Source organism: Stenotrophomonas sp. GSD10 (genome assembly GCF_056172695.1).
The window spans coordinates 3,220,235-3,233,440 of sequence record NZ_JAOCMC010000002.1; the positions used below are offsets into that span (position 1 = coordinate 3,220,235).

The 13,206-nt window shown below is 65.0% G+C and carries 16 protein-coding genes and 1 pseudogene; 5 read left to right on the forward strand and 12 right to left on the reverse strand.

Features of this window, described 5'->3' with window-relative positions; translation table 11 throughout:
- Positions 1–40: 40 nt before the first annotated feature.
- The 4 genes from N4G47_RS15115 to N4G47_RS15130 form a co-directional block, all read right to left on the reverse strand.
- Entirely contained in the window at positions 41–520 is a 480-nt protein-coding gene (locus N4G47_RS15115) for a serine hydrolase domain-containing protein (protein WP_475288226.1), read from the reverse strand.
- 29 nt (positions 521–549) lie between these two features.
- The gene (locus tag N4G47_RS15120) at positions 550–744 is read right to left on the reverse strand and encodes a serine hydrolase (RefSeq protein ID WP_475288228.1); all 195 of its coding nucleotides are present in this window, start codon (positions 742–744) and stop codon (positions 550–552) included.
- Positions 745–952: 208 nt separating this feature from the next.
- On the reverse strand, positions 953–2,011 hold the full coding sequence (locus N4G47_RS15125) for a methyltransferase family protein (protein ID WP_475288230.1): 1,059 nt from the start codon (positions 2,009–2,011) through the stop codon (positions 953–955).
- A 184-nt stretch (positions 2,012–2,195) separates the two neighbouring features.
- Positions 2,196–2,654, reverse strand: coding sequence for a pilin (locus tag N4G47_RS15130; protein ID WP_475288232.1), 459 nt, complete (start codon positions 2,652–2,654; stop codon positions 2,196–2,198).
- Between the two features lie 355 nt (positions 2,655–3,009).
- Between N4G47_RS15130 and N4G47_RS15135 the strand changes: the two genes are divergently transcribed.
- The 3 genes and pseudogenes from N4G47_RS15135 to coaE all read left to right on the forward strand — a co-directional run bounded on the left by N4G47_RS15135 (position 3,010) and on the right by coaE (position 5,763).
- Positions 3,010–4,269 (forward strand): type II secretion system F family protein, encoded by a 1,260-nt coding sequence (locus N4G47_RS15135; protein ID WP_107231737.1) that lies wholly within the window; start codon positions 3,010–3,012, stop codon positions 4,267–4,269.
- A gap of 8 nt (positions 4,270–4,277) precedes the next feature.
- Positions 4,278–5,140, forward strand: a pseudogene (locus N4G47_RS15140) (prepilin peptidase).
- A gap of 11 nt (positions 5,141–5,151) precedes the next feature.
- On the forward strand, positions 5,152–5,763 hold the full coding sequence (gene coaE, locus N4G47_RS15145; RefSeq protein ID WP_475288240.1) for a dephospho-CoA kinase: 612 nt from the start codon (positions 5,152–5,154) through the stop codon (positions 5,761–5,763).
- Positions 5,764–5,858: 95 nt separating this feature from the next.
- Here the strand turns inward: coaE and N4G47_RS15150 are convergent, their stop codons facing one another.
- From N4G47_RS15150 to rimK, 7 genes are all read right to left on the reverse strand, one after another.
- Positions 5,859–6,275 (reverse strand): hypothetical protein, encoded by a 417-nt coding sequence (locus tag N4G47_RS15150; protein ID WP_475288245.1) that lies wholly within the window; start codon positions 6,273–6,275, stop codon positions 5,859–5,861.
- 303 nt (positions 6,276–6,578) lie between these two features.
- Positions 6,579–7,949 carry a sensor histidine kinase gene (locus tag N4G47_RS15155; protein ID WP_249843082.1) on the reverse strand — a complete coding sequence of 457 codons (1,371 nt, stop codon included), beginning with the start codon at positions 7,947–7,949 and terminating at the stop codon, positions 6,579–6,581.
- The gene (locus tag N4G47_RS15160; RefSeq protein WP_005410804.1) at positions 7,912–8,589 is read right to left on the reverse strand and encodes a response regulator transcription factor; all 678 of its coding nucleotides are present in this window, start codon (positions 8,587–8,589) and stop codon (positions 7,912–7,914) included. Before N4G47_RS15160 ends, N4G47_RS15155 begins: the two co-directional genes overlap by 38 nt.
- A 159-nt stretch (positions 8,590–8,748) precedes the next feature.
- Positions 8,749–9,210: a hypothetical protein gene (locus tag N4G47_RS15165; RefSeq protein ID WP_107231725.1), complete on the reverse strand. Its 462-nt coding sequence runs from the start codon at positions 9,208–9,210 to the stop codon at positions 8,749–8,751.
- A 115-nt stretch (positions 9,211–9,325) separates the two neighbouring features.
- Positions 9,326–9,802 (reverse strand): hypothetical protein, encoded by a 477-nt coding sequence (locus tag N4G47_RS15170; protein ID WP_475288255.1) that lies wholly within the window; start codon positions 9,800–9,802, stop codon positions 9,326–9,328.
- Between the two features lie 93 nt (positions 9,803–9,895).
- On the reverse strand, positions 9,896–10,375 hold the full coding sequence (locus N4G47_RS15175; RefSeq protein WP_475288259.1) for a hypothetical protein: 480 nt from the start codon (positions 10,373–10,375) through the stop codon (positions 9,896–9,898).
- A gap of 254 nt (positions 10,376–10,629) precedes the next feature.
- Positions 10,630–11,508: a 30S ribosomal protein S6--L-glutamate ligase gene (gene rimK / locus N4G47_RS15180; protein ID WP_475288263.1), complete on the reverse strand. Its 879-nt coding sequence runs from the start codon at positions 11,506–11,508 to the stop codon at positions 10,630–10,632.
- 166 nt (positions 11,509–11,674) lie between these two features.
- Here rimK and N4G47_RS15185 point away from each other — a divergent pair, with 166 nt between their 5' ends.
- Both N4G47_RS15185 and N4G47_RS15190 read left to right on the forward strand, forming a co-directional pair.
- Positions 11,675–12,040, forward strand: coding sequence for a hypothetical protein (locus N4G47_RS15185; protein ID WP_224328455.1), 366 nt, complete (start codon positions 11,675–11,677; stop codon positions 12,038–12,040).
- Positions 12,041–12,120: 80 nt separating this feature from the next.
- The gene (locus tag N4G47_RS15190; RefSeq protein WP_475288269.1) at positions 12,121–12,558 is read left to right on the forward strand and encodes an acyl-CoA thioesterase; all 438 of its coding nucleotides are present in this window, start codon (positions 12,121–12,123) and stop codon (positions 12,556–12,558) included.
- Between the two features lie 64 nt (positions 12,559–12,622).
- On the opposite strand, the gene N4G47_RS15195 is transcribed toward N4G47_RS15190, so the two are convergent.
- The gene (locus N4G47_RS15195; protein ID WP_475288274.1) at positions 12,623–13,027 is read right to left on the reverse strand and encodes a DUF805 domain-containing protein; all 405 of its coding nucleotides are present in this window, start codon (positions 13,025–13,027) and stop codon (positions 12,623–12,625) included.
- Between the last annotated feature and the right edge of the window lie 179 nt (positions 13,028–13,206).

Below are 13,206 nucleotides of genomic sequence, written 5' to 3' on the forward strand. Positions count from 1 at the left end.
TGCACAACGTGCAAGTCCCGGAGGGGCAACGCAGGTGTGATCAATTTCTAATCTTCAGCTTTTCAACGCACCGCCATAGCTGCCTGATCGCCTGCTGGCCCGCTTTCTCCGGGTCGGCAGGATCACCGCTGAAGTGAGCGACCAGCAGACGATCATGGCCGTCGGTTGCGGCAATCGACACCATCCCAGGCAAGCGCCCGAAGTGCGTCCAGGCAGGCGGCCCGCTCTTCGCCGGCCAGTGCCTCCATCCAAAACCGTAATAGCTTTCGTCAGGCAAGGTAATCCGGCTTGGCAGGTCCTGGACGGGCAGCGTTCTCCGCAAGGCATCATAGGTTTCGCCCAGCGATGCCCTCCAGCCTCCTGCCCCGCCCAATGGGCTATGTAGCGCCTGCTGGAGCGCCGCCGGCATTCCTCGCGGGTCGCGCAGCAGAATCTCACCGAGCAGGCAGTAGCCCACATTGCTGTAGAGGATGGATCGCCCCGGGTGCTGCTCCGGCGGTCTTCCGACCACATACGCCACACCCGTCAGGCAGGCTTTCCTTTCGTCAATCAGTACCGGGTCCAGATGCGAGCGATCAAATCCCCCTGGTGCTGCAGCAGCTGGCGCAGCGTTACAGCACCCGTAGGCGCCGCAAATGCGTGCCCGGGCAACAAGTCAGACAGCGGTGCATTCAATGAAAGTGCGCCGGCATCGACCCGTTTTCGAATCTCTCCTGCCACCATCGGCTTGGTCAGGCTGGCCATCCTCAGTGGACGCGGAGAACGGGCAATCGACCCATCTCCCAGATCAACAAACAAGCGAGGGCCTGATCGTTCACCCACGAGCACTCGGCCTCCGGCCAGCTCAGGTTGCCTCAGTGCAGATTGCAGGCACGCCTCATCGCTTGCTTCATGACAGCCCGCCATCATCGGCAGAAGCACTGCCAGGCAGAAGACCCACCCCGTCGCCCTCTTATCGACCACGACGGAGGCACCACGCAAGCAGGCCTTCGCGTGCGATCCATGCGGCGTACTCGCAATAGACGGGGTCATGGCGTAGATGCCGCTCCTCAGTGCGCGCCCGCAGCCAGTAGATGGCGTTGACTGCCAACATCGCCAGACAGGAAGCGACCGCCGTCCCTGCCCCTGCCGTTGTCAGGAACGGGACGGAAATAAGCCACCAGGACAGATTCTTGCTTATGTAGGCGGGGTGCTTGCTCCAACGATACGGTCCATGGGTGATGACACCGCGATGGGTAAGGTTGGAAAAGCGAAGACCAAACGCCACGGTCGACCACGTATAGATGGCGGTCAAGAGCAGAATGGCCCCGCCCCACAGGATCGACACGACACTGCCGTCATCAAGCCACTGCCGCCAATGGTGAGCATTGCGGGAGATCAGCCAGGTATCCAGCACCAGCACACTCAACGGCGGGTAGCAGGCCAGGGCCGAAACCCAGCCGAGAAGGGTCCTGTCCACGGAGCGGATCTCTCCTCCCAGACATCTGGCCGTTGAAACATAGCCAATCACACCAAAGGCAGTGTCCACTGCGTACAACAACGCCATGCCGACGATATAGAAGTACAGATGGCGTTCTTCAGGGAGGCGATATTCGAGTCCTGCCAGCCATGACCAGGACCAGCCCAGCATCAGTGGCAGGAAAAAGCACTTCACGCACCAGCCCAGCAGCGCCGTCAGCCCTGCTGCGTCGGGACGCCGCAGCGTTGCCAACTGAACGAACGCGCGGCCGGTCGCTGGAAACGTCTCACCCAACACCTGCGGGCTCACGGCCGCCACAATCAACATCGCAAGGCCTGCCACAGGCAGCAGCGGCAATGCGAACGCAACCGCGGCCCCGTGATCGCCCCCCATGGACAGCTGAAGGAAGAGAATCACCGCCTGCAATGCCGTGATCACCGCCACGCCCAGCAAGGCCCCTTGCGATCCGCCCCACCTTCCGTCGCTGATTCTCTTCGTCTCCATTCCAGACACCACATCGGCAAGGCCGCGCCCGCCAACAGGGCGCTCCATACCACGGCGGTGCCGGCACCGGCCCACCATGCGGAAACCAGACCCAACACCGCACCGGCAGCTCCCCAGCCACCGACACGCGCCCGAACTGCAGATTCAGGACGAACGTTCACACCGCCTCCCCAAAACGGAAACGGGGAGCCAATGGCCCCCGTTTACATGAAACCCGAGCAATCGGCTGTTATCAGCCGCCGCTGGTGCCGCTGGTGCCGCCGCTGGACGAAGCATTGCCCTGGCAGGAACCCGGACGGTACTTGGCATCGATCGAGCCAGCGCAGGTCCAGCTCGGGACGACGCCATTCTTACCGTCGCCTTCCGGGGTCAGGGTGATGGTCTTGGCGTCAATCAGGTTGTCACCGATCGCCTGAGCGGTGGCTACGATGGCCTTGCCATCCCATTCCAGCTTGCTGACGTACTTGGTCGCCTGGAAGTCCGGCTTCCACGACGACGGCGGCAGCGAGTTGTTGCTGGCCACGTATTCCGACACGTCGGTACGCAGCGAAGAAGCCGCCAGGATCACTTCCGAGACCTTGGCCTTCTTGGTGTAGTTCGAGTAAGCCGGCAGCGCGATGGCGGCCAGGATGGCGATGATCGCAACGACGATCATCAGTTCGATCAGGGTGAAGCCCTTCTGGTTCTTCATGGTGGTACATCCCCAAGATGAGTGGTGGTTGATGTCGGGGCTGACGGCCGGCCAGATGACCGGATGAGCAGGCTGCCCGTCCCCGCGGGTGGATCGACGCAGGTAACGTGCCAATCTCCCATGGCAGCGTCTCCCCGATTTCCCCGCGCCAATGATGGCAGCAATTTCGCGGATGGGAACCCCCGCGTCGAATCTGCGATGGACGCGGCAATGTGACGCGGTACGTCACCTTTCGTCTCGGCAGGTCGAAAACCCTGCGCAGCGTCACGCCAGCGGGCTCCCCGGACGGCCCCGAACCGGCTACCATCGCCGGTCAGGATGCCCGCCTGGGGATGGCGGGCCTTGGGGAGCCAACATGTCTGTCAGTCGCAGTGCGATCAAGAAAGAGCCCGTGGCCCGTGCCACGATGGAGCTGCAACCGTTTGTCTGGGAGGGGACCGACAAGCGGGGCATCAAGATGAAGGGCGAGCAGCTGGCCAAGAACGCCAACCTGCTGCGTGCCGAACTGCGCAAGCAGGGCATCAACCCGGGCCAGGTCAAGCCCAAGCCGAAGCCGTTGTTCGGTGCCGCCGGCAAGCCGGTCACCGCCAAGGACATCGCCTTCTTCAGCCGGCAGATGGCCACCATGATGAAGTCCGGCGTGCCGATCGTCTCGGCGTTGGAAATCATCGGCAGCGGGCACAAGAACCCGCGCATGAAGAAGATGGTGGACGGCATCCGCGCCGACATCGAGGGCGGTTCCTCGCTGTACGAGGCCATCAGCCGCCATCCGGTGCAGTTCGACGAGCTCTACCGCAACCTGGTCCGCGCCGGCGAGAGTGCCGGTGTGCTGGAAACCGTGCTGGACACGATCGCCTCCTACAAGGAGAACATCGAGGCACTGAAGGGCAAGATCAAGAAGGCCCTGTTCTACCCGGCCATGGTGCTGGTGGTGGCGTTCCTGGTCAGCACCGTGCTGCTGGTGTGGGTGGTGCCGCAGTTCGAGGAGGTCTTCCAGAGCTTCGGCGCCGACCTGCCGGCGTTCACCCAGATGGTGGTGAACCTGTCGCGGTTCATGGTGTCCTGGTGGTGGCTGATCGCCATTGTGGTGATCGGGGCGGTGGTGGCCATTGCCATGACCTACCGGCGCTCGGAGAAGATGCAGCACACCGTCGACCGGCTGGTACTGAAGGTGCCGGTGATCGGCCAGATCATGCACAACAGCGCCATCGCCCGCTTCGCCCGCACCACCGCGGTGACCTTCAAGGCCGGCGTGCCGCTGGTGGAGGCGCTGGGCATCGTGGCCGGCGCCACCGGCAACAAGGTCTATGGCGACGCGGTGCTGCGCATGCGCGACGACGTGTCGGTCGGTTACCCGGTCAACATGGCCATGAAGCAGCTGAACCTGTTCCCGCACATGGTCATCCAGATGACCGGCATCGGTGAAGAGGCCGGCGCCCTGGATGCCATGCTGTTCAAGGTGGCTGAATACTACGAGCAGGAAGTGAACAATGCCGTGGATGCCTTGAGCAGCCTGCTCGAACCGATGATCATGGTGTTCATTGGTACCATTGTCGGTGGCTTGGTCATCGCGATGTACCTGCCCATCTTCAAACTCGGCGCCGTCGTCGGCTAAAGGCATCAATGGCATTTCTCGACCAGCACCCCGGCCTCGGCTATCCCGCCGCGGCCGCTTTTGGACTGCTGCTGGGCAGTTTCCTCAACGTGGTCATCCTGCGCCTGCCCAAGCGGCTGGAGTGGCAGTGGAAGCGCGACGCGCGCGAGGTGCTGGAAGAGCCGGACTTCTACGAGCCGCCACCGCCGGGGATCGTGGTGGAGCCCTCGCACTGCCCGCACTGCAAGCACAAGCTGAGCTGGTACGAGAACATCCCCCTGTTCAGCTGGCTCGTTCAGGGGGTAAATGCCGCCACTGCAAGGCCCCCATCTCGTTGCAGTACCCGCTGGTGGAGGCGCTGACCGCCGTGCTGGTGCTGGCCTGCGTCTGGCAGTTCGGCTTCGGCTGGCAGGGGTTCGGCGCCATCGTGCTGACCTGTTTCCTGATCGCCCTGTCCGGCATTGACCTGCGCACCCAGCTGCTGCCGGACCAGCTGACCCTGCCGCTGATGTGGCTGGGCCTGATAGGCAGCATCGACAATCTGTACATGCCGGCCAAGCCCGCCCTGGTGGGCGCGGCGGTGGGCTACCTGTCGCTGTGGACGGTCTGGTGGCTGTTCAAGCAGCTGACCGGCAAGGAAGGCATGGGCCACGGCGATTTCAAGCTGCTGGCGGCCCTCGGCGCCTGGTGCGGGCTGAAGGGCATCCTGCCGATCATCCTGCTGTCTTCGGTGCTGGGCGCCATCATCGGCTCGATCTGGCTGTACAGCCGCGGCCGTGACCGCGCCACCCCGATTCCGTTCGGCCCGTACCTGGCCATCGCCGGCTGGCTCTACTTCATGTGGGGCGCGCCGCTGGTGGAGCATTACCTGGTGTTGAGCGGGCTGCGCTGAGGGGATTCCCCATGAGCCGTTATGTGGTGGGCCTGACCGGTGGCATCGCCGCCGGCAAGAGTGAAGTGACCCGGCGCTTCGAGGCGCTGGGCATCGTGGTGGCCGACGCCGATCTGGCCGCACGCGCGGTGGTGGAGGCCGGCCGCCCGGCCCTGGCACAGATTGCCGAGCGCTTCGGCGCCGACATGCTGCTGGCCGATGGCCAGCTGGATCGGGCCCGGCTGCGCGCCCATGTCTTCGCCGACCCGGCGGAACGAGCGGCGCTGGAAGCCATCACCCACCCGGCCATCCGCCGGCTGATGCAGCAGCAGTGCGAACAGGCCCAGAGCCCGTATGCGATCGCGGCCATTCCGCTGCTGACCGAGGTGGGTGGCCGGAAAGCCTACCCATGGCTGGACCGGGTGCTGCTGGTGGATGCGCCGGAAGCGGTGCAGCACGCCCGCCTGATGCAGCGCGACGGCATCGATGCCGCGCTGGCCGACCGCATGATTGCCGCCCAGGCCAGCCGCACACAGCGCCTGGCACTGGCCGATGACGTGGTGGTCAATGATGGGCAGCCGGACGACCTGCAGGCGCAGGTGGAACACCTGCATGCGCGGTACCTGGGGCTGGCCGGGGGTTGAGGCGGGTTGCCGGCCAGCGGCCGGCACTACCGAGGCGCATTCCGCGCGCGTCCTGGATCCGACGCGTTCCGAACCCGCGCGCGGGCTTGCCGCGGCTATTGCAGCGTTGCTGCGCCCCGGGCCATTTCGGCCTGCAACTGCTGCTGCGCGTAGCAGGTCAGCTCGCGCGCGGCCAGCAGCAGGCCTTCGATGGCATCCGGTGGCACGACCTGCAACGGACCGCCACGGGTACGCGCGATATGTGCGGCATACATCATCCGGGTCAAGGTGGAGATGCCTGCCACGGTGTGCCTCAGGCCAGCTGGCGTGCCGGCCTGCGGAGGCTTCAGGCCGGCGCGTCGCGCAGCGTCTGCGGTGAAGCCGTCGATGTCCATCTGCGCCATCAGGATCGGCATCAGGCCATCGGGCCGGGACAGCACATCCTCGACGCGCTGGGCCACCTCGGTGGAGAGCTGGCTGACCGAATCGCCAACCAACTGGTGCAGGTTCGGGTAACGGGCATGGTGTGACACAACGAGGCTCCTGGCAGGCGACGGACGATCCGACACTGGCATCTGGCCATCTGCACTTCGGCCCGTCAGGAGGCAAATGCGTCAACGAGGGTGCGGGAGCTTGGAACCGTGAGCCACCGCACGCCGAGGCAGGCGGAAACAGTCATGTTCCGGTAGATCCACGCCACGCGTGGATGGCCGATGCCGAGCGCCGGGCATCAATGCCGACCAAGGTTGGCACCCACCAGAGCAGAGTCATGTGCCGACCAAGGTTGGCCCCACCCATGCAGATCCATGTGCCGCCCCGGGTCGGCCACGCCGCCGTTACAGCGGCTTGGGCGAGAACGTCAGTGTGGCGATCACGCCGCGCTGGCCACCAGGCCGCACGCTTACCTGCCAGCCGTACAGGTCGCACAGGCGGCTGACGATCGACAGGCCGATACCGCCGCCCTGCGAATGACCCGCGTGGGTACCGCGGTAGCCACGCTGGAACAGCTTGGCCGCGTCTTCCTCGCTCAGGCCCGGGCCGCTGTCGGTCACCGAGACGGCGTTGGCGCCCACATGCACGCGCACCTCGCCGTCCTGGGAATACTTCACCGCGTTGCCGATCAGGTTGCCCAGCGCCACCGACAGTGCGGCCTCGGGCGCGTCGATCACCAGATCGCGCTCGCCTTCCAGCGCCAGCTCCAGCGGCTTGCCGCCCAGCTGCGCGCGGTGTGCATCCAGCAGCTGCTCGGCCACGCGGGCCACGTTGCTGGTGCCCTGCCCGCGCTCGTTGCGCGACAGCAGCAGCAGCGCGCCAATCAGATCGCTGCATTGCTGTTCGGCACGCTGGATGCGCTGCAGGCGCTGCAGCACCTTCTCGTCCAGGCCGGGGCGGGTCAGCAGCAGTTCGGTGGCGCCACGGATCACCGCCAGCGGCGTGCGCAGCTCGTGGCTGACGTCGGCGTTGAACTCGCGGTCACGCTGTACCACTTCGGTCAACCGCGAGGAGTAGTCGTCCAGCGCCTGCGCCAGCTGCCCCACTTCATCATCGGGGAAGCGCGGCGCCAAGGGCTCCGGATCGCTGGTGCCACCACGGTAGGCACGCAGCCGCGCGGCCAGGTCCGACACCGGCTTCATCACCTTCGAGGCCGACCACCAGCCGAGCACCAGCGACAGCACGCTGAACACCAGCACCGACAACACCAGCGCGCGGTTGAGCTGCTTGCCGCCGCGCACGCTGTCGGTCATGTCATAGGCGAGGAAGAACCAGGCGTCATCGGCTTTGCGCACCGCGAGCTTGTAGGCGTAGGGCTGCCCCTGTTCGTCAGTGCCACTGAGGTTGTAATTGCCGTTCTGCAGGTCGGCCCATTGCGGCCAGGACTCACGCGCCTTGTCGAACTTGTCGGCCGAGTAGGCGTAAGCCCGGATCTGCTGCACCGGCACTGCCGGATTGCGACCGGGATGCTCGTAGAAGCGGCGTGCGTACTCTTCGATGTTGTGGTTGATCACATCCTCCACCAGCTGGTTTTCCACCCGCATGCGGGCCCAGTTGGTGGCGAAGGCGAACAGTGTCGTCAGGCAGAAGCCCAACAACACGAATGAAACGATGATGCGGCTGCGCAGGCGCCGCCGATAGGGCGTACGCCGGCGCTCCCCCTTGGTTGCCACGGAATCAGGCTTCCGGGGTGGCGATGCGGTATCCGATGCCATGGCGGGTCTGGATCAGCGGCACTTCAAAGGGCTTGTCGACCACGGCGCGCAGGCCATGGATATGCACGCGCAGCGAATCCGAGTCGGGCAGTTCTTCGCCCCACACACGCGTTTCCAGTTCCTGGCGGGTCACCACGGCCGGGGCCGCTTCCATCAGTGCCTGCAGGATCTTCAGCGCGGTCGGGTTGAGCTGCAGCAGCTTGCCCTGGCGGCGCACTTCCAGCGTGTCCAGGTTGTATTCCAGATCGCCGGTCTCCAGCACGCGGGTCTGCACGCCCTTGCCGCGTCGCGACAGCGCGTTCAAGCGCACTTCCACTTCCTGCAGCGCAAACGGCTTGATCAGGTAGTCGTCGGCGCCGGAGTCGAAACCGGCCAGCTTGTTGTCCAGCGAATCACGCGCGGTCAGCATCAGCACCGGGGTCTGCTTGCGCGCTTCGTTGCGCAGCTTGCGGCAGACTTCGATGCCATCCATGCCCGGCAGGTTCAGGTCCAGCACGATGGCGTCGAACTCGTGGACCACCGCCAGGTGCAGGCCGGTCACGCCGTCGGCAGCGAAGTCCACGGTGTGGCCACGATCCTCAAGGTAGTCGCCAAGGTTGGCGGCGATGTCGCTGTTGTCTTCGATTACGAGAATGCGCACTGGAACCTCTGGTTCTTGAAGGGTCGTCGGGGGCCAGGCCCACCGCCCCAGAATGGCCTGGGGGCGGTGGACGCGACGTCTACCTGCTGAACGATACAGGTTCCAGTCTTAACATTTCGTACCGAAGGCACGAGGCGGAAAGGCCCCCGTGGGCACCGCTCAGCGGCTGAGGCGCTGCTGGTCGGTCAGTGCCTGGCGGCTGTCGTCCTGGGCCTTGCGGCGCTGGGCCACGGTCAGGCACACGCTCTGCGGCATGTTGCTGCCGGTCAGGCGCTCGCGGCGGCAGATCATGCGGCTGTCGGCCTGCGCCCGGCTCATGATCGTGTTGACGATCTCCTGCTCGTTGAAGACGTCCGTGCGCTCCTGCGCTGCCAGCTCGTCAACCTTCTCACGGCCGTTCATCTTGACCTTGATCCGGTTCAGCGCCTGCTGCACGCGGCTCTTGTCTTCCAGGCCGATCTCGCTGTAGTCCTCGCTGCCCATGGCCGTTTCAACGCGGCGGATCTGTTCGGAGACCGGCGTGGTGGCGTCCATGCGTACGGCCTCCTTCTGTGCCTTGGCCTGCACGGTGGCTGCCAGGCCCAGGGAAAGCATCAATGCGAGCGTGGTGGTGCGGTACATGACGAGCTCCATGTTCGTCCGTGAATAGGGCCCCGACTTTACGGTTCCACCGATGCGTTCACAAGGGACGCACGGCAGGGTGACCGTTGGCGGGGCCCTGCCAGAACGCCAACCATCAGCGCCTGAAGTTCTTGTCGTCCGCCGGGAAGCTCTGGATGCCATTGAGCACCTTGCGGCTGTCCTCCTGCGCCTTGCGCCGCTGGGCGACGGTCATGCAGACGCTCTGCGGCATGTTGCTGCCGGTCGAGCGCTCGCGGCGGCAGACCATGCGGCTGTCGGCACGGGCCCGGGTCAGGATCGTGTTGATCACTTCCTGGTCGTTGAAGACCGCGGTCTGGTCATTCGGGCTGAGCTGCTCAACACGCTCGTGCCCGCCCATCCGGTCGCGGATACGCCCCACCGCCTGCTGCACACGGCTCTTGTCTTCCAGCCCGATCTCACTGTAGTCGTCGCTGTTGATGGCGGTTTCCACGGTGCGCAGCTGTTCGGCCACCGGCGCGCTGCCATCGAGCTTCACGCCGGCCTTCTCGGATTTGGCCTGGGCGGTGGTGGCCAGGGCCATCGCCAGAGTGAGGGAAATCATGCGCTGCATCGTTATCTCCATGTCATCCATGAGTGGAACGTCCGCTGCGGTTGCACCGGCGCCCCGCAGGGCAGCGCCGGCACAGGCCGACAGACGGTGCGATCAACGCCCCGCAGGCGGCGGTGCGAGGGTGTTGTAGCTGCGCTGGTCATTGATCAGCGCCTTGCCCTTCTCTTCGATACGGCGCCGCTCGGCCACCGTCAGGCAACGGCTCTTGGGCATGTTGCTGCCGGTGGTGCGCTCGTACCTGCAGATCTGCCGGCTGTCGTCGTGCCCGCGCACCAGCAGGGTGTTGATCCGCTCCTGCTCGTTGAAGACTTCGGTCTGCAACTGCGGTGGCAGTTCCTGCACGGTCTGCCGCTCACCCATGTGCTGGCGGATGCGCGACAGCGACTGCTGCACCTGGTTGCGGTCCTCCAGGGACAGTTCAGCGTATTCGGGGGTGCCCAGGGCGGTTTCCACCTGGCGCATCTGTTCGGCCACCGGCGCCTGCCGGTCCATCTGTACAGCGGCTTTCTCTGATTTGGCGGCGACACCACCAGACAGGCCCAGCAACAACGCGATCATCATGATGCGGTACATGCCAACCTCCCGATCCATCCCGGAACGAAGGCCCAACTCTACGACCCTCACGCGGCCTCCACAAGGGACCGGCGCTGCTGCCCCGCAGCATAAAAAGGCCCAGACGGTGCACCCGCCTGGGCCTGAAGTCGTATCCCGATTACCGATCCTGCTGAGAGGCAGAGCTGCGGTTCGCTGAAGCCTACGCCGGGTCCGATTAAAGCCTCGTTAAAAGTCCGGCTCACCCGCCATGAGAATCCCAAGCCACTGAATAATCAGGGCTTTTTCAGCTTCTCGACATGCACGATGATGCGCGTGGCGACATCGACGCCGCAGGCTGCCTCGATGCCCTCCAGGCCAGGGGTGGAGTTGACCTCCAGCACCAGCGGGCCACGGGCGGAGCGGATCAGATCCACGCCACACACCGACAACCCCAGCGCCTTGGCCGAGCGCACCGCCACCTGTTGTTCGGCGCGGCTGGCCTTGGCCGCCACCGCAGTGCCACCGGCATGCAGGTTGGAGCGGAAGTCACCTTCCGGGGCCTGCCGCTGCATCGAGGCCACCACCTGGTCGCCGACCACGAAGCAGCGCAGGTCGGCGCCCTTGGCCTCGCCGATGAATTCCTGCATGAGGAAATTGGCGTACAGGCCGCGCAACGCCTCGACGATGCCGCGCGAGGCGCTGGCTTTCTCGGTGAGGATCACGCCACGGCCCTGGGTGCCCTCGTTGAGCTTCACCACATGCGGCGGCGGCCCGAGCATGGACAGCAGGTCCACGGTGTCATCGGGGTTGTCGCCGAACACCGTCACCGGCATGTCGATGCCCTTGGCCGCCAGCAGCTGGTGCGCACGCAGTTTGTCGCGCGAGCGCAGGATCGCGTCGGAGGGATTGGGGGTGCGTGCGCCCATCAGCTCGAACTGGCGCAGCACGGCGGTGCCGTAGCGGGTGATCGAGGCACCGATGCGCGGGATCACCACGTCCACGCCGGTCATCGGCCGGCCCTTGTAGTGCATCGAGAAGCCATCGGCGGCGATGCGCATGTAGCAGCGCAGCGGGTCGAGAATGCGCACCGTATGGCCGCGCGCGCGCGCCGCCTCGACCAGCCGGCGGGTGGAATACAGGGAGCTGTTGCGGGACAGGATGGCGAGCTTCATCGCGGCAGGATCGGTCGGCAGGCGCGAAGCATAGCGCGGGCGTGTGGCGGGCGGATGATGCCCCCAGGCCGCCGCATCTGCGTGCATGCCGGCGCTGTGCGAAGATGCCTTTCGCCGGCTACAGGACAGAACACGGCCGGCTTACATAATCCAAGGAGAACCACAGATGCGAATGGGAATTCCGCTGTTGTTGCTGTTTGGCCTGGTGGGAGGCGCCGCAGACGTACAGGCTGCGCCGACCCATGCAGTCTCCCGGCTCTACTTCGATGCCAACAACACCCTGATCGGCCAAGGCCTGCGCTACTGCACGGGCAAGACACAGCACCAGGGCGTTGCCTCACACGCCAATACCCGCTGGATCGATGTTTCCTACGCCTGCCAGGGCGATTCGACCGACGTTTCCTACGGCAGCTGGGTGCCTGCGCAACTGCGGCAGGACTTCTGCACGCTGTATGACGCCTGCACATCCCTGATGCCGTGGCCGGAACCCGGCCTGCCCGGCACCCTCGGCAATGGCTTCTACTCTGACTGACAGCCGATAGCCGCCGTACTGACTCCGGCGATGGCAGCATCGTCGCCGGAGATTCCGCCCACTACACCCCCAGAGACTTCATGCCGCTGACGATCCTTCCGCGATTCTCCGAAGTGGACGTACTCGGCCACGTCACCAACACCGCCCTGCCCGTCTGGTTCGAGGAGGGCCGCCAGGAGATCTTCCGGCACTTCAGTGGCGAGGCCAGCATGCGCGACCTGACCCTGATCCTGCGCCGCTACGAGATCGACTTCCTGCAGCAGATACAGGCAGGACACCAGGTGCGTATCGAGACCCGCATCGAGAACATTGGCCGCTCCTCGCTGTCGATCGTGCAGCAGGCATTCCAGTTCGATGTACTGGTCGCCAGCGGACGCTGCGTGATGGTGCATTTCGACTATGCGGCCAGTACGTCGCGCGAGATCGATGCAGGTCAGCGGCAGGCGTTGTCGGCGCTGTTTACCGAGGAGTATGCGCAACGGCTGCGCGAAGCAGGCGAGCGCGCCGTCCAGGCCTGAGTCGTGGCAGGCAATGTCTGCCCACAGTTTCCTTCCGACCTGGTGGACTTCGTCCTGTGCTGAGTCAGGCGCCCGGCAGGCCGGAAATGCCGCCGAATCGATTCTCCTCCTCGCTACCCGGCAGGAGCATGACAGGGAAGAGGACGAATACACCCAACGGGATGAAGGCGATCACGACGTACCAGCCAGACTCGTCGATATCGTGCAGTCGTCGCACAGCCAGGGCCAGCATCGGTGGAAGGAGGACGATGACGGCACCAACCGTCATGAACCACCCCAGCGTCCGGAACGGATCGAAGGCATCCCCATCCAGGAGCACGGTGCCCGTCAGCCAGTATCCGCCGTCCATCAAGGTGTAGCTCACCGCCACCACCAGCGCAGCAAGCAGGGAGTAAGACCAGAATTCCTTGCGGTTGGATCGCCCTGAAAAATCAAAGCAACGCCTGATGGGCACAAGTGCGGGAATCATTCACGCTCCGGGCAGCGGACGGTGGGGCAATGGTTAACGATCTTTTAGCATTGCCAGACCCAGCACCAACTGAACCCTGCGGCGGTACGGCCCCGGCAGACAGCGCAGGTTGCCTGAGTCAGCCATCGCGGCCAGGGTCGTTGCTGCGCAAGCGGGCGCATGAGCCACTCGGGCAAGTG